Origin of the sequence: Capsulimonas sp. (assembly GCF_039929585.1) — a bacterium.
Classification (GTDB): Bacteria; Armatimonadota; Armatimonadia; order Armatimonadales; family Capsulimonadaceae; genus Capsulimonas.
Genome location: NZ_JBDSQY010000158.1, coordinates 1 through 20,286 on the forward strand (window position 1 = coordinate 1; position 20,286 = coordinate 20,286).

14 protein-coding genes are annotated in these 20,286 nt (G+C 54.0%); 6 read left to right on the forward strand and 8 right to left on the reverse strand.

The features are described 5' to 3' along the window. Positions 1 to 974 (forward strand): MBL fold metallo-hydrolase (locus ABIZ35_RS11045; protein WP_348219957.1); only part of this gene is annotated, 974 nt, incomplete at its 5' end. Positions 975 to 1,055: 81 nt separating this feature from the next. Here ABIZ35_RS11045 and ABIZ35_RS11050 read toward each other — a convergent pair. Together ABIZ35_RS11050 and ABIZ35_RS11055 are read right to left on the reverse strand one after the other, a co-directional pair. After that, positions 1,056 to 2,129, reverse strand: coding sequence for a hypothetical protein (locus tag ABIZ35_RS11050; RefSeq protein WP_348219958.1), 1,074 nt, complete (start codon positions 2,127 to 2,129; stop codon positions 1,056 to 1,058). A gap of 166 nt (positions 2,130 to 2,295) precedes the next feature. After that, the gene (locus ABIZ35_RS11055; RefSeq protein ID WP_348219959.1) at positions 2,296 to 4,122 is read right to left on the reverse strand and encodes a sugar-binding domain-containing protein; all 1,827 of its coding nucleotides are present in this window, start codon (positions 4,120 to 4,122) and stop codon (positions 2,296 to 2,298) included. 87 nt (positions 4,123 to 4,209) lie between these two features. Between ABIZ35_RS11055 and ABIZ35_RS11060 the strand changes: the two genes are divergently transcribed. Together ABIZ35_RS11060 and ABIZ35_RS11065 are read left to right on the forward strand one after the other, a co-directional pair. Beyond that, entirely contained in the window at positions 4,210 to 5,067 is an 858-nt protein-coding gene (locus ABIZ35_RS11060; protein WP_348219960.1) for an AraC family transcriptional regulator, read from the forward strand. Between the two features lie 53 nt (positions 5,068 to 5,120). Continuing rightward, entirely contained in the window at positions 5,121 to 6,899 is a 1,779-nt protein-coding gene (locus ABIZ35_RS11065; protein ID WP_348219961.1) for a sugar-binding domain-containing protein, read from the forward strand. 96 nt (positions 6,900 to 6,995) lie between these two features. Here the strand turns inward: ABIZ35_RS11065 and ABIZ35_RS11070 are convergent, their stop codons facing one another. From ABIZ35_RS11070 to ABIZ35_RS11080, 3 genes are all read right to left on the reverse strand, one after another. Next, positions 6,996 to 7,490, reverse strand: a complete 495-nt coding sequence (locus ABIZ35_RS11070) for a PIN domain-containing protein (protein WP_348219962.1) — start codon at positions 7,488 to 7,490, stop codon at positions 6,996 to 6,998. Further along, complete coding sequence (locus ABIZ35_RS11075) at positions 7,483 to 7,749, reverse strand: AbrB/MazE/SpoVT family DNA-binding domain-containing protein (RefSeq protein WP_348219963.1); 267 nt, start codon at positions 7,747 to 7,749, stop codon at positions 7,483 to 7,485. The genes ABIZ35_RS11070 and ABIZ35_RS11075 overlap by 8 nt, the downstream gene beginning before the upstream one ends. Before the next feature lie 150 nt (positions 7,750 to 7,899). Beyond that, complete coding sequence (locus tag ABIZ35_RS11080; protein ID WP_348219964.1) at positions 7,900 to 8,811, reverse strand: sulfotransferase family 2 domain-containing protein; 912 nt, start codon at positions 8,809 to 8,811, stop codon at positions 7,900 to 7,902. A gap of 371 nt (positions 8,812 to 9,182) precedes the next feature. On the opposite strand from ABIZ35_RS11080, the gene ABIZ35_RS11085 reads away from it, so the two are divergent. From ABIZ35_RS11085 to ABIZ35_RS11095, 3 genes are all read left to right on the forward strand, one after another. Next, positions 9,183 to 10,577 (forward strand): hypothetical protein, encoded by a 1,395-nt coding sequence (locus ABIZ35_RS11085; RefSeq protein WP_348219965.1) that lies wholly within the window; start codon positions 9,183 to 9,185, stop codon positions 10,575 to 10,577. Continuing rightward, the gene (locus ABIZ35_RS11090; protein ID WP_348219966.1) at positions 10,574 to 12,301 is read left to right on the forward strand and encodes a hypothetical protein; all 1,728 of its coding nucleotides are present in this window, start codon (positions 10,574 to 10,576) and stop codon (positions 12,299 to 12,301) included. The genes ABIZ35_RS11085 and ABIZ35_RS11090 overlap by 4 nt, the downstream gene beginning before the upstream one ends. A gap of 207 nt (positions 12,302 to 12,508) precedes the next feature. Beyond that, complete coding sequence (locus ABIZ35_RS11095; protein ID WP_348219967.1) at positions 12,509 to 14,188, forward strand: type II and III secretion system protein; 1,680 nt, start codon at positions 12,509 to 12,511, stop codon at positions 14,186 to 14,188. 11 nt (positions 14,189 to 14,199) lie between these two features. Here ABIZ35_RS11095 and ABIZ35_RS11100 read toward each other — a convergent pair whose 3' ends face one another. The 3 genes from ABIZ35_RS11100 to ABIZ35_RS11110 form a co-directional block, all read right to left on the reverse strand. After that, a complete protein-coding gene (locus tag ABIZ35_RS11100; protein ID WP_348219968.1) occupies positions 14,200 to 17,121 on the reverse strand; it encodes a hypothetical protein in 2,922 nt (973 codons plus the stop codon). Beyond that, positions 17,114 to 18,745 carry an SMEK domain-containing protein gene (locus ABIZ35_RS11105; RefSeq protein ID WP_348219969.1) on the reverse strand — a complete coding sequence of 544 codons (1,632 nt, stop codon included), beginning with the start codon at positions 18,743 to 18,745 and terminating at the stop codon, positions 17,114 to 17,116. The genes ABIZ35_RS11100 and ABIZ35_RS11105 overlap by 8 nt, the downstream gene beginning before the upstream one ends. Before the next feature lie 355 nt (positions 18,746 to 19,100). Next, entirely contained in the window at positions 19,101 to 20,267 is a 1,167-nt protein-coding gene (locus ABIZ35_RS11110; RefSeq protein ID WP_348219970.1) for a GntR family transcriptional regulator, read from the reverse strand. Positions 20,268 to 20,286 lie beyond the last annotated feature (19 nt).

Sequence of the window (20,286 nt, forward strand, 5' to 3'; positions counted from 1 at the left end):
AACTAATGATGAACCGAAGAGAACTGCTGAAGAGTTTTGCGGGACTGGCGGGGTCTGCCGCACTGGGCGGCGCGCTCGCCTGGGACGCCCGCGCGTCGGACGCGCCCGCGAAGCCCTCTATCCCGCCTGTGATTGACTTCGACCACAACAAAGCGGAACTTCAGCCCATTTCCAAAAACCTCTACTTGCTCGCCGGACTGGGAGGAAACATCCTCGTACTCACCGGCAGTTCAGAAACGCTGATCGTCGACAGCGGCATTCCGCCCCGCTCCAAAGACATCGCCGAGGCGATCGCCGGCGTCAGCCCCCACCCCATCACCACCCTTGTCAATACGCACTGGCATTTCGACCATACCGGCGGCAACGCGTTTCTGGCGGGCGGGGGCGCGCATATCATCGGCCATACGAATGTCCGAAAACGCCTCTCCCATCCGGAAGTCATCGAACTGATGCACGCGAAATTTCCCGCCCAGCCACGCGCCGCATGGCCGGTGGAGACATTTACCAGCGCAAAGACGATCCGCAAAAACGGCGAGGTCCTGCGCCTTCAGCATTTCGCGCCCGCGCACACCGACAGCGACAGCCTCGTCCACTTTCGCCACGCCAATGTGATTCATACCGGCGATGTCTTCTTCAACGGCTTTTATCCCTTCATCGACTACAGCAGCGGCGGCTGGATCGGCGGCATGATCGCCGGCCTGGACCGCGTGCTCGCACTAGCCGACGCGCATACCAAGATCATTCCCGGCCACGGCCCGCTCGCCGGTCGCGCCGAAGTCCAGCGCTCCCGCGACATGCTCGCCACCGTACGCCGGCGTATCGAGCCGATGGTCCATGCCGGAAAAACGGCGGATCAAGTGGTCGCCGCCAAACCCACCCACGACTTGGACGCGAAATGGGGCGGCGTCGTACTTTCCGGAGATCTGTTCACACGGGATGTTTATGAAGGACTAAAGCGGCTTTCGAGCCGATAAGCCCGGTGAACCAAACAACCGCAAGACAGCCGCCGGAACGCAACGGTTCCGGCGGCTGTCGCATTGTGAAGCAGAACGCAGTTAGCGGGCTTTGGTCGCGGACGTCAGGCTATTGAAACTCAGACTGTATTGCCGCTTGGAGCGGATCTGCTGGCTGGGCAGGATCTCCAGCTCCTCAACCGCGAGGGAGTAGCCGTACGATGTTCCAATCTCATCCCGGCCGCCGATGCGGCGGTAAAGGACGAACTTCGCGTCGCGCGATTCTCCGGCGGCGAGCGAGAAATCGGCGTTCGCGGACGTGGAGGCGACCGTTCCAATCCCGGTCGCGCTGCGATCGGGGCCGCCAGGATTTCCCCACCCGTAGTGATTGCCGAGATTATCGATGATGTCCCCCGTCTTCGCCGTATACCCCAGGATCAAAGGCTGATCTGACGTATTGGTAAAACGAACGGTCGCCGTGAGAATATGGTTGCGTGCGCCCTTCGGATTGCTGACTTCAAATCGCGTGACTTCCGCATTGAAAGGCCCGGCGCTGTAGAAGTTAGGCGCGGAGTTTCCGGTTCCTCCCGCTGGCGTGGCTCCTGCGGACGCGCCTGGTGCGGCCGGCGCATCGGCGGCGCTCACCATGCCGTTCTTGAGATCCGTGAACTGCAAAGCGCGCTCCGTACCCAGACGGTACTGCTTATTCCCCAGCGAAGCCACCTCGCGCACCGTCAACTCGAACGTGTAGCTTGTCCCGTAGATCACGCCGGCGGGCGGCGTCCATATGAGATCAAAACGCGCATCGCTGCTTTCGCCCGGCTGCAAAATGAATTTGGGATCGATGCTGCTGGGCGTGATTAAGCCGATGCCGCGCACCGTTGGGTCGTACGGACTATACCGATTGCCCTGGTCATCCGTTGCGGAAGCGGAGCCGCGTACATATCCAAGAATTAAAGGCGTTTTCGTTTTGTTTTGGAAACGGACCGTCGCGGTGATCAGCTTTTTGCGCCCGGACACACTTGTGCGAAAATCGGTCACGGTGGACACGAATGTCGATACCTCGGAGCGGGCGGGCGCGGCGGCCGCTGGAGGCAAGAAATGAATGCAGACCGACAAAAGAATAATCGCGCAGAATACAAAATTGCATTGATTGCGATAGAGCACACGGAACATATGACTGCCTCCTCGTGATGATGGATCTTTTCCTCGCTGTCGCGCCCAATTTACCTGCTGAGAATGTTACTGTCAAGCGGAACGTTCGTTCGCGACTGAGCGAAGCGAAATGAAAATAACGTTGGGGCTGAATAGCCCCAACGTTATCGGAAGTCCCTCGAAAAACCTACTCGGCGGATTCGATTGCCGCAGCCTTCGTTTGGACCGCGTGGATGCGCGCGATGTCGAACTTGGGTTTGCGATCGAACGTGTAGATTCCGTTTTCCTCAGGATAGATATCCGTCAGCTGCGTGTAGCAGTAGGCGAACATATGCTCATTGGTTAGCATCAGATCGCAGGTCGCTTCGAAGCGATGATGCAGGTCTTCCAATGACTTCGGGTCCGTGCCGTAGCCCCAGCTTGTCTTTCGATCTTCAAACGTCGATCCGGTAACGATTGGATTCCAGCGGAACCCACCGATCTCGCTGACGAAATACGGCTGGCCGCGATAGGGAACGGAGTGCGGCTCCGAGTTCTTATCGCTGTTGAAATTGATGTAGACTTCATTCTCAGCCATGCGGGAATGGCGAAGCCGCATTTTTTCAATTCCCTCTTCGAACTCTTCCTGAATGTAATCGTGTGAGTCGTAAATATCGGTTTCCGGAACGCGATGGGCGTATCCGGACGTATCCAACACGGGACGGCTCGTGTCCATCGCCTTCGCGGCTAAGAACAGGGCGCGCGTGGCGTCGTCGAGGGTCGTGATCTTGTCGTGCAGACGCTGCCAGGTTTCATTGAGCGGGCACCAGCCGATGATGCTAGGGTGCGAGTAATCGCGCTCCAAAACCTCCAGCCACTGAGCGGCGTAGGTGATGCTCATCTGCTGGTGGTCGTGCTGCGGGCCAAACCCGCTGGAGCCCCAGTCGGCGAACTCGCCCCACACCAGATAGCCCATCCGGTCAGCATGGTAGAGGAAACGCTCCTCAAAGACCTTCTGGTGCAGGCGCGCGCCATTGAAGCCCGCGTCGAGCGATAACTGGATGTCGGCGATCAGCGCTTCGTCGTTCGGCGCCGTCATGACGCCGTCGGGATAGTAGCCCTGATCCAGCACGAGGCGCTGGAACACGCTTTTGCCGTTGATTTTGACCTTGCGTCCGTCAATGGCGATGCTGCGCATACCGACATAGCTGCGCGCGCTGTCCACCACGGAGCCCGAGGCGTCCAGAATTTCGATGGTCAGGTCGTAGAGAAACGGGTCGGTCGTATCCCACAGGCGCAGGCGATCGTCGGGAATTTTCAAGTCGAGATTGACGGAAAAATCCAAGTCGGCGCGGCAGTCCGTCTGAACGATGACACCGTCGGCGTCGGAGACGCTCGCGCGGACGCGGTAACCGGGCCGATTGTTGGTAATCTGCTGCTGGATCCGCACGGTCCCATTGGCCACATCGGGCGTGATTCGCGGCCGCTTGAGTGCGATCTCCGACACGGGCTCCATCCAGACGGTCTGCCAGATTCCCGTGGTGCGCGTGTAGAAACACTCGTGGGGCGCATACTGCCGGGACTGCTTGCCCCGGGGCTGGGAAGGGTCGTTGTCGTCGCGGGCGCGCAGAACGATCGTCGCCGTCTCGCCCGGCGCCGCGACGCCGTTCAGATCGCAGATGATCGGTGAGAACCCGCCGCGATGACGCCCGACTTCCGTGCCGTTCACCCACACCGTGGCGTCATAGTCCACGGCCTGGAAGTGCAGCAGCACGCGCTTGCCGGCCCATTCGCTTGGGATTTCGACGACGCGGCGATACCAGACGGCGGGCATGAAATCCGTATGCTCGACGCCGGAAAGCTGGGATTCAGGGCAGAATGGAACGGTGATCCGTCCCGTCAGCTCGCGGCTGCGCATGCCGCGATCGGCGCCGCTGTCGCCCGGATCGATCTCAAACTCCCATTCGCCGTTGAGGTTCAGCCATTCGGATCGCACGAACTGGGGACGCGGGTATTCCGCGCGTGGGACACTCATCTTACACTCCTTCGTCAAAAACAACGCTGCGCTGCTACGAAAATTGAATTCGATGATTATAATAACATCGGCGGAGAGAAAATGTCCATGCTTGAAATCAACGCGTCCCTTGGCGAAAAGCACATTATTGGCGCGCAAACGCAGGAATGGCTGATCAGTTACAAGGAGTGCGCGCCGTTCCGGATGTATGGCATCGCCCTGGTCGGCATTACGCAGGCGGGTCCGCAATTTTGTTTCGAGCGCCTGGCCCCAACCATCACTCAGCTGCTGGTCGGCGTCGAAGGCGAGGGCGAGGTATGGATGGACGGCGATTGGCGTCCATTTGAAGCTGGAAACGCCTTCTTCACGCCCGCGCACGCGCCGCATGGGTACCGGGCCGTTCCCGGCAAGCCCTGGCGCGTCTGCTGGGTGATTTATACCACGGAGTTCCGGCACGGCCCCACGCTGGGGATTTCCAAGCCCCAGGTGGCTCCGGTGGATGTCGCGCCGATCTCGTCGGCGATTCAAAATCTGCACCGGGAAGCGATGGGAGCGGCGGAGCCGGCGATGCTGCGCGACTGGTCGTCGCTGGTCCACGCCTACGCCCAGCGAGCAATCGCCCCGACGGGACGTCTTCAGCCGCTGTGGAGCGATGTCGGCCTGGATCTGGCGCACCCCTGGTCGGTCGAGGATCTCGCCGACCGCGCCGGCATGAGTCTGGAGCATTTGCGCCGCCTGTGTCACAAGGAGATCGACCGCAGCCCGATGCGCTATGTGACCGAGCTGCGCATGCGTCAGGCCGCCGCCCTGCTCGCCTCCGAATCCTACACCATTGAGGAAGTCGCCTCCCGTGTCGGCTATGAAAACCCCTTTGCGTTCAGCACGGCGTTCAAACGATGCGTCGGCCACAGCCCCTCTCAGTACCGCGGCAAAATCACAGGAAAAGAAATCGGCGAGTTTGGGTAAAACACCCCATACGGATATTCACCGATCACAATCAACCTGAGGATGCTTGTCCTATGAAACCCGAAAACTTGCGCCCCGAGTATCCGCGTCCGCAGTTCGTCCGCCCCGAGTGGCTGAACCTCAATGGAGAGTGGGAGTTCGATTTTGACGACGCACGACAGGGGCTCCTGGCCGGCTGGCAGAACCAGCGGCTCGGTGACAGGATCCACGTCCCCTTCCCCTATCAAAGCGAGCTGTCCGGGATCAACGATAAGGGTGTGCACGAAGTCATTTGGTACTCGCGCACGTTCGAAGTTCCCGCCGAATGGCGCGGCCGCGACATGCTGCTCCACTTCGAAGCCGTCGACTACTCCACGGTGGTGTGGGTGAACGGTCAGGAAGTCGGTCACAATCAGGGCGGCCACGTACCGTTTTCGTTCGATATCTCCCCCTATGTGAACCCGCAGGGGAGCAACCGGGTGACGCTTCGTGTCGAAGACCGGCAGGACCCGTACCAGCCACGCGGCAAGCAATCGACGACGGGCCTGCCGCACCACATCGATTACTACTGCACATCCGGGATCTGGCAGACGGTCTGGCTGGAACCCGCGCCCTCCATGCGGATCGAAAGCGTCAGCATCACGCCGTCCGTCGATGACAGCGCGTTTAAGCTGTCGGTTTACCTGCACGCGCCGTCCGCGTGCTGGACGATCGAGATCGATCTGCTGGACGGGGGTCAGATCATCTCCACCGTCCGTAAAGACACGCCGCGCGCCACTCTCAACGTCACGATCCCCGTTCCCAGTCCAAAGCTCTGGTCGCCGGACTCGCCGCATCTTTACGGCCTGCGCGTGCGGCTGCTGTCCGAAGGCGTGGTCAATGATGAGATCGAATCCTACGCCGGCCTGCGCAGCGTCGAGTTGCGGGACGGCAAGGTGATCCTGAACGGAGAACCAATTTATCTGGCCATGATTCTGGATCAGGGGTACTGGCCCGAAAGCTATCTGGCGCCGCCGTCCGATGAAGCCCTGCGCGCCGACGTCATCTGGGCGAAGCGCATGGGATTCAATGGCGTGCGTAAACACCAGAAGATCGAGGACCAGCGCTGGCTCTACTGGTGCGACAAGCTGGGAATGATGGTCTGGGGCGAGATGGCGAACGCCCGCGCATGGTCGTCGCGCGCCGAGGACCACCTGACCTCCGAGTGGGAGCGTATCGTCCGCCGGGACTACAGCCACCCCTGCCTCATCGCCTGGGTCCCCGTCAACGAAAGCATGGGCTTCCCGGGGCTGCAAAAAAGCCATCCCGGGCAGTACGCCTTCCTGGAGCGGATCGTCGCCCTGACACGGCGTCTCGACCCGGAGCGCCCGGTCATCGACAACGACGGGTGGGAGCACACGGATATTACCGATATCTGCGCCATCCACGACTACTCTCCCAATTCCGAACGGCTGCGCGAGCGGTACGTAGAAACCCTCGCCGGCGGCCCGCTGCCCGCGAACGCCTGGGACGAATCCAAGCCGATGTTCGTGCGCGGCTCGCGCTACCGGGGCCAGCCGATCATGCTGACGGAAGTCGGCGGCTATTTGATGGAGCGCTCGGACCTCCCGAAAGAGAAGTGGGATCTTCTCTACGCCGCTTACGGCACCACCGTCTCCCCGGAAGACCTGCTGGCGAAGTACGAAGACCTGATGGAAGGCATCGCCTCACTCCCCTTCATCAGTGGCTTCTGCTATACGCAGCTAACGGATGTGGAGCAGGAAATGAATGGCCTGTTGACCTATGATCGCATTCCCAAAATCGAACCGGAAAAGATCGCCGCAATTCACAAGCGGCTCTTCTTTCCGAAGTAGCCCAAAAATCGAAACGCGCCGGTCCGAAATGGGACCGGCGCTTTTTATCGTTGATATTGTTCTCTGAACTGCATTTACTGCTGTGCGCAACAAGTGCTACTTCTTTTTCTGTTCCGCAATGTCGGCCAGCAAGCGATCTTGCAGCCAATCGAGAGCCTCTGAAACACTCATGACGACTAGCTTTGTATTGGGAGGCCCAATGTCAGGGTTATCCAGCAAATGCTTCTTATCGGAAGAAACAAGAACATCGCAGTCCGTCTCAATAGCAGCCGCGAGCACTCGCGCATCAGGCCTGTATTTCGTCAAGCGATGGCATTCAGCAACCGTTGTTTCGGAAGGGTCGCTTGCAACACCGGCCTTTGACCATTCCAAAATTTGAGCGAGGTCGAACTTCAAGGTGTGTGCATGCTCTGGATCAACCGCCGTCAGTACACCTTCTGCTTCCGACAGAACTCCACTGCTAACCCGAAGGTCGACATATCCCAATGCGCCTAATTTAAAGAATGTCCGATTCGGTGAATGAGGAGAATTTGTCAGCGCAGCCGCTACCAAAACAGTGGTATCGAGAAAAACTTTCGGAAGTTTACTCATGGCTTTCGCGAATCTTCCGAAGCTCAGCCATCATGCTCTCCAGAGACACACCTTGACTCTTCAAGCGTGTGCTCATTCGATCAAAAGCGGCGTCGATGGCGCGCGGAGCATCATCATCAGCAATAGGGGAAAGGAAATATCCCTGACCGATTTCCACAATATGAAACTTCGTGCCGTCAATATAGCCGTTCTTGTCTCGAATCGCTTTGGGAATCGTGATTTGTCCCTTACTAATCATTTCTACTGAGGCCACTGTCATAACACACCTCCCGTAAGCGCATTAGTGGAATTCGGAATTCCGAAATCCATATTCTGATTCTATTTTACCACAATAACCAAAAACGCCGACCCAATTTTGAGTCGGCGCTTTTTCATCAAAGATTTCCGAGCAATGGTTCGTTCGATCTTCTTACAAGAGTGTGTTCATGGTGGCGCGGGGTTGCAGCGAAGACTGAGGATTGGCGCCGCCTTTGAGCAGGCGGACGCCGGCGCCGACGCCTCTCCGGACGAGGCTGGCCGCTTCCGTGATGCGCACGTACTGGCGATTTCTCAGTAAAAAGCGCTCCGTCTGAGTTTCCCAGTGAGGAATGTGCGCCGCAAGCTGTTCGTTGAGCTGACGCTCCGCAAATTGATAGAGCTCCATGTCGCACTGATTGCGCTCTTCGATGATTGCGATCGCTTCCGCGAACATCTCCGAATGCCGGGGGCGATTCGCTCCGATGTTCGCGTCACGATAGTAGGGAACAGTCCAGCCTCGAAGATGAGAGATCAGGACCAAAGACTCCGCGAACCGCTCAGCGATCCCAACACAGTCGAAATGGCGCTCGATGTTGCGATAAGCCGCCGCCAGCATCTCCTGGTCCGATGCATACTCACCCGGCCCCGCGATCAGGCGGGTCTGGTCATTCTCCAGCTCGGTTGAAAGTCCACTGGCGGCGTACGCCGCCAGACTCATACTGCGGGAGCGTACTTCGTCATGGAGGTAATGCTGCGGATTGCGCAGCACGTGGTAGTAGTGGGAGATAATGCGTTCCACCGGACGCCGCACAAACGTTACGTACCGCGCCGGCCTGGGCAGCAGGCTGTGTCCGCCGAAGTTGATATGCCCCATCACGGCGCCGACCTCCGACTTTCGCGCCGGGCTCAGAGCCTCGAACGCCTCGTCGGCCGATATCGCGCCTTCACTATTCAGCCACTCCAGCGCCCCATCCCGATACCGACGCTGCAGGATCTGAGCGAACGTCGTCCCGGCGGCTTTGGGAATGTGCAGAAAGATCAAACAATCATCCTGGTTGTCCATTGTATTTGTTGCGTTTTTCATTGATCACCTTGAGCACGACCGCAAAAGTAGAAAATCGTTTTTAATAGTTAATACATATTAACTATTATCTATGCTGCTTCGCGAAACTTTTCCCGCGCTCAGGCGTTCTTAAGCTGTCGCTGTTTTCTGATTCTCATCCCCAACATTCGGACGCCGGACATTGAGAAATGTTCATCGGCGACATAGAAAGTTTATACACTTTTTTTGTGAAGAAATGATGAAGAGCGATAAGCGATAGCGCACAATGATGAAACTTAATTGCCGTATGCCTGCTCACACCGAAAAATGTACGAAACATTTCAACAGTCGCGCCATCAAATAACGGGCGTCTGAACTTGATCGTCAGTTCCCTCTGTAGAAAGATATTTCTGTTGCGTTTTCGAATTTCGACTTTATTTGCCTGCGTCGCCGCAGGCGCCCTTCTGCTTCCCGCCATGCCCGTCTGGTCACAGGCCGCCGCCCCCGGCGTCCCTGGCGCCCCTGGTGTCGGCGATGAGCTGCCCAAGCGCGGCTCGTACTCCGTGACGGGAACGCAGGAGAATGTGACCGTGTCCGCCGTGGGCGTGGACGCGCAGGAGCTGTTTACGGCGCTCGCGGCAAAGACAAATCTGCCGCTGGTGATCGACGATACGGTCTCCCGCCGCCTGACGATCAATATCATCAATCGCCCCGCGCGCAAGGTGGTGGAGGATATCGTGAGCGCCTACGGTCTCTCGTCGGCGGAAGTCGACGGCGTGATCATGATCTCCGAAGGAATTCCCCGCTCGCCTTCGTCGTACTTGCTTTCGGATATTGCTTCCGTGCAGACGAAATACGTCGACGCGAACAACGCCCGCAACCTGCTTCCAGTTTTTTTGCAGGACTACGTGAAGGTCAACTCCGAGCAGAACAGCGTTATTCTCTCCGCGCCGACCGAGGTGCTGCAAAAGTTTCGGGGCGATATCGCGCAGTTCGATATTCCCGCGTCGCAGATCGTCGTGGATCTGATGCTGATCGAAGTGACCAAATCCACCGCCGACCAGTTGGGCCTCACGACCAACTGGCAGAATGGGGGGCGCGGGATCAGCGTCGACCCCGGCGCCGGCAGTGTGCTGTTTAAGAGCGTGACAAACCTGCCGAAGTCTTTCAGCGCCACGCTGACGGCGCTTCAGGAAAAGGGTCTGGCGAAGGTCCGGGCGAATCCCCGTATCGCGACGCTCTCTGGACGACGGGCTAATGTCTTCGTCGGGACCCAGCGCTACCTCGCCACCCCGATCGATATTGGCGGCGGGCGCAACTATATCGACGCCGGCGTACGCCTGAACATCACGCCCTACACCGGCGGGCAAGGGCAAATCCTTGTGGACGTGGACTCGGAAGTCTCCACGCTTTCGGCGCCGGACCCAATCACGCACTTGCCGGAGAAGGGCACGCGTACCGCCAGCACGGCGGTGCGCGTCAACGACGGCCAGACGATCGTGATCGGCGGCCTGACCCAGCAGGAAACGCGCGACGTCCATACCAAAGTCCCGATCCTCGGAGACATCCCAATTATCGGCCCACTGTTCTTCCAGACCAAGAGCGTGACGACATCACAGACGGAGTTGGTGCTGCTGATCACGCCGCGCCTGCTCTCCGACACCGGACATCTGCCCGACGCCGAGGAAAGCGCCATTAAGCAGCGGTTTCTGGACAATGGGGACGCCCAGCAGCCGATCGATTTGAAACAGGAAATGGGCGACCCCACAATCCCCATTCCCGCGATCGTGGACAAGGCCGCCCATTGATCCCGCGACGACAAATTTTTCTCGTCGCCGCCTGCGCACTGTGCTTCATGATGCTGCAAACAGCCGTGCGGGCGGAGCTGGCGCGGTCGTTTTACAACGTCACGAGCATCACGTCCCAGGTGCTGCCGAACGCCGTTAAGATCACGATCCAGACGGACGGTGTCGTGCAGTATGGGTTCGACGCCGCCACATTCACGCCGGATGGCAATGGATACAATTCACAGCCCACGTCGGCATTCAAATTGCGATTGCTCAATGCCCGCGCGCGCGTCCCTTCGTTCGTGGAGCTGGGCCAGTATCCAGTAGATTCGGCGCAGGTCTCACTGGGGTCGGAGCCACTGGGATCGCCCTTAGGAATTTGGAACGATGATCCGGACCAGCTCAAAGTCGACATCGTTTTGCGCTTCTATGTCCCGGTGACCTTGCGCCAGTACGATGTCGGAGACTGGGAAGATCCGACCCCGGCCCTGCTGGGACCACGTGAAGTCGAGGTGAAGCGTGGGCCGGACCGGCGCTCGATCGTCATCACGGTCATCACCGACCGCAACAACGGCTCGCGCAAAGCGACGCTGGGCCGCTCCCCTGCCGCCGGACAGAAGCATGAACTCTCCGTGACGCCCGTGGACGGAGCGCCGGAACGCCTCTGCGTCCGGGCTCTGCATGCGCGTCTGGCGGATCTGCTTGCCGCCGTCGCGGCGCGGCGTTCAGACCTCGCCCTGGTGACGCAGACGGACGCGGCGGACACCGATGTCTCTCTCTTCCTGCCCAGCTGCTCTCCTGAAGAACTGATCGGGGCGCTAACAGCCGGCTACGGCGTGAGCGCCGCGCCCCGCGCGGCGGAAGAAGGCGGCGGATGGGTGATCGGACGCGGAGAGTTCGCGGCGATTACGGAATCTCTGCCGCTGCATTATCTCGCGCCCGCCGACGCGCGGCTGCTGTTCCCGGATTTCCTGCTGCCGTCTATCCGGGCAGATGTCGAGCGCAACGCCCTGGTCGTGACAGGCTCGCCGGCCCTGATCGCGAAGCTGCGCCGGGACCTTGCCGTGGTGGACCTGTCGAGCCCACAAGTCCGTGTGGAGGCGACCGCCTGGGAGTTCTCGTCGGCGAAGGACGCTGATTACGCGATGCAGGCGACACGCACCACTCCATCGCAATCCCTGTCCGTGGACAGCGAGGCGGGAAATTTCGATCTGGTCTTGCAGCCGAACCAGGCGGAGGCGTTCAGCGCGCGGGTCACGGCGCTCGCGCGCAAAGGACGAACGCGTCTCGCCTCCAAACCCAGCGTGCTCGCGAAGTCCGGCGCGCAGGCGACACTTTTCCTGGGCCAGAGCCGTTACATTCAGGTATTGCAATCGACCTGGGAGGGACAGCAGGTGACGGCCATCCAGCTTCAGATCGGCACGACGCTCAGCGTGCGCCCGATCCTCGAATCGGATGACAGCGTGCTGCTGCGCCTGACCCCGAAATTTTCGACCGTCGATTCCATCGAGCCTGGCTCGGGCCTACCCACGCTCGGAACGCGCGAGTTCGACACGCGCATCCGCCTGCGGCCCGGCGAAACCTTGATCGTGACCGGCCTGGATCTCGATCTGGACTCCAAAAAAACAAAACGATTATCGCCGCTTTCGCGCATTCCGATCATCGGGCCGCTCTTCGGAGCGCGGCACGCCAGCCGCCAGCGAACGAAATTTATTTTACTGATTACGGCGCGGCGAGAGCCCTAGTTCCATTTATGAAACCGCGCGATTGTCGCTCCCCGGTTATAAAAACCGGGTCTGGGAAGCCTTCGGCTAATCGTCCGTTCCGGACGAACAAACTATGGGTATTCGATCACAAATATTCGTCTGTCCGGCACGGACAGTTAGCGCGTAGCGCTTCTCAGACCTAGTTTTTATAACCGGGGATGAATTCCTAGTATGCAAGGATCTGACATGCGATTTTTCCGATTAGCGTTTCTCATTGCCTTCTCCCTCGCGCTCCTCCCCATGGCGGGCAAAGCGCAGGGCGGACAATCATATACCACCATCACCAGCCTCGTTTTCTCACCATTGTCCAACGGCGTGCAGATCCGGGTGAAGGCGGACGGCATCCTTCAGATGCGCATTAACGGGAATAACGACAACGGGAATGTTTACGGCGCGCGCATGGAGTTTTCCTTTCCGGACGCGCGCAACGGCATCGGCAAGAACTTCTTCACCAGCAAGCTCTATCCCGTTTCCTATGCCCAGCTTTCCACGGCGCCGGGGGCAAAAAACGGCATCGGGCTCAGCCTTGTTGTGAGCAATCTGATCAATACGCAGGCGTCCGTGACCAAGATGGATGACGGCGAGGGAATACTCATCACGGTACAGTCCGACCGGACCGTGGAGCGCGCGGGACGAGCGAAGGACGGAGCGGCGGGGGGCGACAAGGGCTCGCAAAACGGCGTGACCGATACCTCCACGCGCGTGCGCTTTAAGGACGGTAAGCTGACCCTGCGCGCCGTCGGCGTGGATATCCATCAGTTCATGAGCGCCATCGCGCAGACGACGGGCTTTTCTATCGCCGTGGACGACGCCGTGGACCGCAAGGTGAGCATCAACCTACAGGACGCCGATCCAACCGCCGCGCTTCAGACCATCGCCACGGCGTACGGCCTGGCTCTCTCGCGCATCGGCGGTATCTACATGATGAGCGAAGGCGTCCCCACGGACCTCGCGACCTATCATCTGTCTGGAACCCAATCGTACCGAATGCAGAACACGCAGGCGGGGATTGCCTCGGGCCTGCTGCCGAACTTTCTATACTCCTACGCGCACGTCAACTCCGAGCAGAACGCCGTCGTGGTTACGGCTCCGTCGCAGATGCTGGCGAAGATCGGGGCGGACCTGAACAAAGTGGATATCCCCTCCCCCGAAATCTCCATTGAGGCGATCGCGGTCGAGTTCACGGACACCAAAAATCTGAACATCGGCCTTTCGCTCTCGAACCAGCAAAGCGCCATCTTCGGCAGCGTCGATTCCCCGAGCGGCGTGATTACCTACAACACGATCGGCAAGCTCCCTGTGGATTTCGAAGCCACCCTGAACGCCTTGGAACTCAAGGGCAAAGCCCGCGTCCGCGCCCGCCCGCGCATGGCGGCGGTCAACGGCCGGACGGCGAATATCTTCATCGGCGCGCAGCGCTTCATCCTGACCCAGTTCAACCAATCGGGACAGACCCAGACACGCATTCAGCCCGTGGACGTCGGCGTCAAGCTCTCCGTCACCCCGCTCACCGGCGGCAACGGCGAGATCACCACGCGCATCTCCCCCGAAGTCTCCAACATCACCGAATTAGACTTGCAAACCGGCCTCCCCGTCCTCTCCACCCGCCGCGCCGACACCACCGTTCGCATCAAGGACGGCGAAACCATCGCCATCGGCGGCCTGAGCCTGGATCAAGAGCAAACCACCCGCAGCAAGATCCCGATCCTCGGCGATATCCCGCTCATCGGCAACCTGTTCCGCTCCAAAAGCGAAAGCCGCGTCCGGACAGAACTCGTCGTGTTCGTTACCCCACATATCCTGACGACCGAAGACCTGTCCACGGCTCCGGCACAAGTTCCGCCCTCGAATGTGCAGGGAAAATGAATTTTCATTCTTCAAATCGCATAGCGTTCATAGATATCTCGATATCTATGATCACCTGCACGTGCTAAAGTATCAATCAGAAAAAGTGTAATTGTTCTGGATTCATCGTTTTTCGCACAAGTCTCGAGAATATATCGAGGCTTAGTAGCATCAATCCATGAGCCACCACGCGGCTTACTCTTATACATTTCTTTATATAGTTCGATAGCCAGTATCGATTCAGACGCCGCATGCTGAAAAATGAATTGTTCCATTGAATTCCAGACTTCATTGCGGACACTATTAATTGCAATATATGGCAACATATTTTTCAGTATAATCCATAAGCTTCCGAGTGTTTCAGAGTTAGGAGCTATCTCCAGCAAATGAACAAAACTAGCCATTTCTTTATCAAATTCTTTATGGGAATTCTGAAGTGATGTAAAGTCAAGTCGATGTTGCCAGAAAGATAGCGCCTTAGGCCACCACTTATTGACATCAATTCCAGCTTTCGATTGCACTCTGCACGTATACACAAGTGACCATGCAGTTTGTCGGCGTTCGTTGGCACCAGCAACTTCAAAAAAATTGTACAATAGAGTCTTAGAGTGGTCATCAATTTCTAGGTCGTTAGCACTTTCCATGTAAAACAATACTAGGTGTGCTCCCAAACGCTCTGATGGAACCAAATGAGACTTTGTTACATAGCCAGATTTTATATTTTTCACCGATCGTTCGTAGTGGGGATATAGCAGTTTACATAACGGTATATACAGACTATAATTAAAAACAACATAAGAGTCCCACGCAGACACATACATGCCTATCTGATTCTCATCTTCAGGAAAGATTGCAAATAAATTTTTGCTTAACCATTCTTCGTCGATCCAATATAAATTATTTAAATATCTGCCAAAAATGGAATGAACGGCGTAATTAGGATCACAAAGCAATTTTTCGATAGCAGGCTGGACAGTAACATCTAATCGTCGTAATTCTGGTGGAGATCCAGAATTCATGCTAACTCGCAAAGCGTATTCGATCAACCCAGACAGGGCTTGTGGTCGCACATGATTATGAGCAATAGTATGTGGATCATTTTTCTCAAAAAAATCACCAGTTTCAGCATCATTATCAATTGGGTCAGGATCATTAGCTAAAATTAACAATAAATCGCGAGTGATTAAAATATTTTCGAAACTCATTTGACACTCATGATCACCAATCCCTGATACTAAAATCTTAACTATATCATTTCTAACCTCGCGCCAGCCAATAAGATCATCACGTTCCATACTAAATTTTATATGATCATCAGAAATGAGATTATTCGACAGATTTAATACAGTATCCCAATCTATTATTGGAGATTTATCATTGTTAGTCCTGGGGGATAATTGACTAAATATTGCAGAAGAGAACACAGGACCAACACGACAAATGTTCAGCAAACACTCCATATTATGTTCGGCATGATTTACAACAAAATTTGCTACAGCATTAGCTAAACCTCGCCTTGTGGTTTTATTAGGACTAATACCGGGTATTTGAGCGGGATACCAATCGCGCAAATAATTAACGAGTTGTTCATGTGTCAAAGCGGCAATATCATCATTAGATATTGGACTAGCCTCAGTAATCCAATAACTTCCAGAATGCCAATTCAAGAAGGTGTGGTGTTCTGGTGGTCCGAATTCTGAAATAATTTCTTCAAGTTCTTTAGCGATTTCTCCTTCTAGATACTGCCTTATCCCCCACAATCTTTGCAATTTCCAATAACGATTTTCTAATTTTGAATTTACAAGACTGTGTTCACCCTCCAGAGACGGACCAGCTTGTATATGTTTAATCAATTCAACCTGATCAACTTTGGCAAGCTGTTGATATTTTGATTCAAGAAGTAATACAAACTCATGATAAATTTCGACATCATTATAGTTGGCATTACTGAGTAACTCACGGCGTGCGATGTCAAAATATTTATTTTTATCTACAGTTAAGGCATATATTCCTAATCTCTTAAAAAGACCATTCTGAGATTGTGACAAGTAGTAATCAATCCGAGGCCTTGCAACAGAATCCACATCAATTATTTCAAAGAAAGTATCTCTTAATGCATCAAGAAGATCATCTTTATAGTAGTGGTGCCAGTTTTGCCCAGAGTTTTCAATTGATGCACGCCATGACGTCGAAGAGCGATCGTAATTCCTATTTTCATTTTCTAAAGAAATTGCTGCAGCTAATGCATTTTCTATAGAGTAAATAAATTTGTGAACATCGAACGCTTTTAGCACTTTTATCATTTCATGAAAATCAGAATCGTCATCTATAAACCTATGTTCTCCTATCACAGATACACTGGGACTAGAAGTTAAATAAACATTCTCATTGGCGGATGATGGCTTGACAGGGCAAATGATAATGTCAAACAACTCGAAAGCTTTTGAATTATTTTCACGAGCAAGATATGTGATTAACGCAACTATGGTATCTTGTAATGAAACCGCAACATCAGGAATTGAAATCCATTCTATAATGCGAGGTATAGTTTTTTCCACCGTCTGTACATCTAAACGCGGCAAGCAAGCAATAGCACCTGATATATACGCAGGTTCTACTTGCATACTAAGAATGTGCTCAACAACTAGACTTGGATATTGAGTGGCTACAGACAATAGATACTCTTGGGCATCCCAATTTGCTAGATAGGATCCATGTTCAGATTTCACTGGAGGCGGAGGTGAAGTAAAAAAGCCTTTATCCCACAGAATTGGAAGCCACTCTGAAGACAATGATTTGCGAAAGAAATGTTTCCTTAACTCGACATTATTCTTAATTGCTTTCAGAATCACCTCAACAGCTTCTGGTTCTTTTTTAAGAATATCATCCTTCAGAAGATTATCTAAAATAGCAATTTGAGTATAAAAAGGAATTTGCATATATTTATCAAACATCGAAAATATGCTCCAAAAAAGATATCCATCGTTTCTTGTTAGATTGATGATATAATTTTTCTATCCACGGCAAAATATTATGTGCTCGATGCGCGCCTATTTCTGTCAAAACTGCATTTGGTGTTAGTAACCGCTTAGTAGCATCATGTGCAAAGAGAAAGTCATGTAGCTTATCATGCCGAAAGCGATAAGAATATCCTTCATTATGGATTATTATTCTCCAGCTCTCTAAGCGACGTTGCGTAACGGTACTCGGAGACGTTAGAATTATAGTCCGATCATTTGATTTCATAGCTTCACGGGCTATGCGCATGGCTTCTGCTATAACATAATCCCCAAAAGCTACACCTTGGTTTGCTTGAGACGTTTCACTAGCCCGAATTGCGTTTATATATTTATCCCAAAGCTCGTTTTCATCAAGAATTAAATTAAAATCAAAATCTGGATTAGTTAATTTTATTTGACTAACTAAAGACAAATTTAATAAATTTTTAGAAAGAAACAATATTTGTGGTGACCACTCACTTAATCCTATTGACTTAAAAATATCAACAATAACTGGATCCGGCAAGTCTTCACATATTATTTCTTGAATCCCCGCATTGATTAGAATGTCGGTCAACTTTATTTCAGATGCTTCGCTCCGCCTGGAAAGAACTACAACTTTAACGCCGTGTAATCTTAAGCATTTTTGAGCAAGATTTGCAAACACCCCACCTGCTCTATCAGCCGAAACACTGTCTAGTTGATCAATAATCAATCGACAACCGAACAATCTTCCAAGCCGCTCAATTGCATTTATTAATGAATTATTTAAGCCGATTTCTCTATCTAAGCTGAGAAAATCTGTTACATTACTATACCTCCTGGCGTCAAAATAAATCACTTTTTCAATTGATTTTCTACATGGGGAGCACAGAGCATATGCGACTCCAGTTTTCCCACTTCCTGCGTCTCCAGTTATAAGTACAGAATTCCCATTTTCAATTTTATCTTCAATGACACCAACAATTTCTCTTGAAATAGGATGATCAATGCCGTCTATAGAAGGCTCTCTTATTTGTGCTTGAGTAACAGTAGAAACTAGATCCACTAGAGTATCAATAGAATCTGCATCATCACCAAAATGAGTGTCTAAAATCCTTCGAACATTCTCTATTTTTTCTAGATCGAATTTAAATGCTTCTTGGACTAAATCTTTATAATCAAGAATATTACTTATTGGATCAAAATTGAAATAATTTTCAGTTATGTCTTCATAGTTTTTCTTTGATTTAGTTTTATTTTTCAGAATATAAATAATTAGATGATCGTACTTCTCATATAAATGATACTTTACAAATTTTTCAAGAGTATCGGTAACCTTCTCAGCAGTATTAGTAGCAGTAATTTGGATTGCTACCCTTGATATATCATCTGCTAAGTCTATGGCGTATTTATTTTTCTCTACGTGATTTACATTATGTAAATTATGATAGCCGTACAATTCTTTGAATAAAGGAACGAGTACGTCTTCTGCTATTATATTTGCGTCGGTACGCCTCGCAGAGGAAGCAAGTTGTACTTTAGCATAGAAACGAGCCATCAGGTCTTCTATTTGATTTTGCGATTGTTGTTGTCTCACAATGGTTAAATTATGCAGTCACACCAATAATCCTGCAATGGATGCTCATTTGAGCAAACTCAATTTTTCTACTGGTAAATCCCCGAATCAGACGTGAAACGGGTATATTGTTTTCGAGGTGCGCATATGAATTCGATCGTTCATGTGAGTGATGGCAAAGAAGAAAGCGAAGTTCAAGAGCCGAGACAGGGGCAGAGCATACACGATTGGGAATCAAAACTCAGAGCAATTGGCGTTGACACAGGAGTGTCTTTGCCGGATGAGGCGACACGACGCGAATGCATCTATGAGGATTAACGGGGATTCAGCACAATAGCCCTCTCAGAGATCCATATCTCTGGTAGGGCTATTGTGATTACAATGCCGGCCCGTTGCTGCTTTCGCGCACCATGAGGCGGGCGGGAAGCTCGATGGTCTGGGGGGAAGCGGAGCGGTCTTTCAGACGCCGAAGGAGGACTTCGACGGCTTTTTTGCCGATCTCTTCATAGGGCTGCGCCATCGTCGTGAGGCCAACGCCGGTGGGGAGCATGGGGACGATGTCGTCAAAGCCGGTCACCGCGACATCGCCAGGAACGGACAGGCCCATGGTTTTGAGACGGTTCACCATGTCCACGGCGGCGTAGTCGTTGAACGCCGCCACCGCCGTGGGACGCTCATCCTTGGGCAGCCGGAACATCGTGTCCACGGAGGTCCATACCTGCTCCTGGTCCCGTGAGGGAATAGACAGGATCATTTCATCGAGTTTGGCGACACGAACGGCTTCCATATATCCCTGAATACGATCCTGAACCGCGCGGATCGGTTCGTTCTTTGTGATATAAGCGATCCGTCGATGGCCCTGGTTCACGAGATGTGTGATCGTATCGTACATCGCCTGCTGGTTGTTGACGCCGACAAAATCCGTATCGACCCCTTCGATCCGCCGGTCGATTGTCACAAGCGGGATCGCTTGTCGGACTTCCTCCACAAGCTCTTGGTTGCTTCGATAAGCATAGGGATAAAAGACGGCGCCGCCGAAACCGCGTGTCAGTAAATCGCGGAGCTGCTGCGCCTCGCGCGCGGCGTTGATCGACTCGGCGTTGATCTCTCCCACATCCACGAACACGGCATGATAGCCGGCGCTCGTCAGCGCCTGACTCATCCCCCAAAAGATCCGCTGCTGGGAAGTGACGCCACTCTCAAAGTGACCGCCGTGCCACATCATCAGCGCGATCAAGTTGGATGTAGGAACGTAGCTCTCGTGTTTTCGTGGGGGCTCGGCCGACGCCAGCTCTTCGACGGGGCCGACAATCGGGCGGCAGTGCGGACGGCGGACCACCAGACCGTCGCGCACCAGCTGCTCGATCGCCATGCGCACCACGCGTCGATCCACGCCGAGATCCTCGGCGAGGGCGCGCTCGGTGGGGAGCCAGTCCCCCGCCTTGTACTCACCCGATTGGATGTGATCACGCAGCATGCCCGCGACCGTGTTCTTGGGATGCTTCGCGGGCGAAATGGAAGTTCGTGATTCTGGTACAGTCATTAACTGCATTATAGCACCA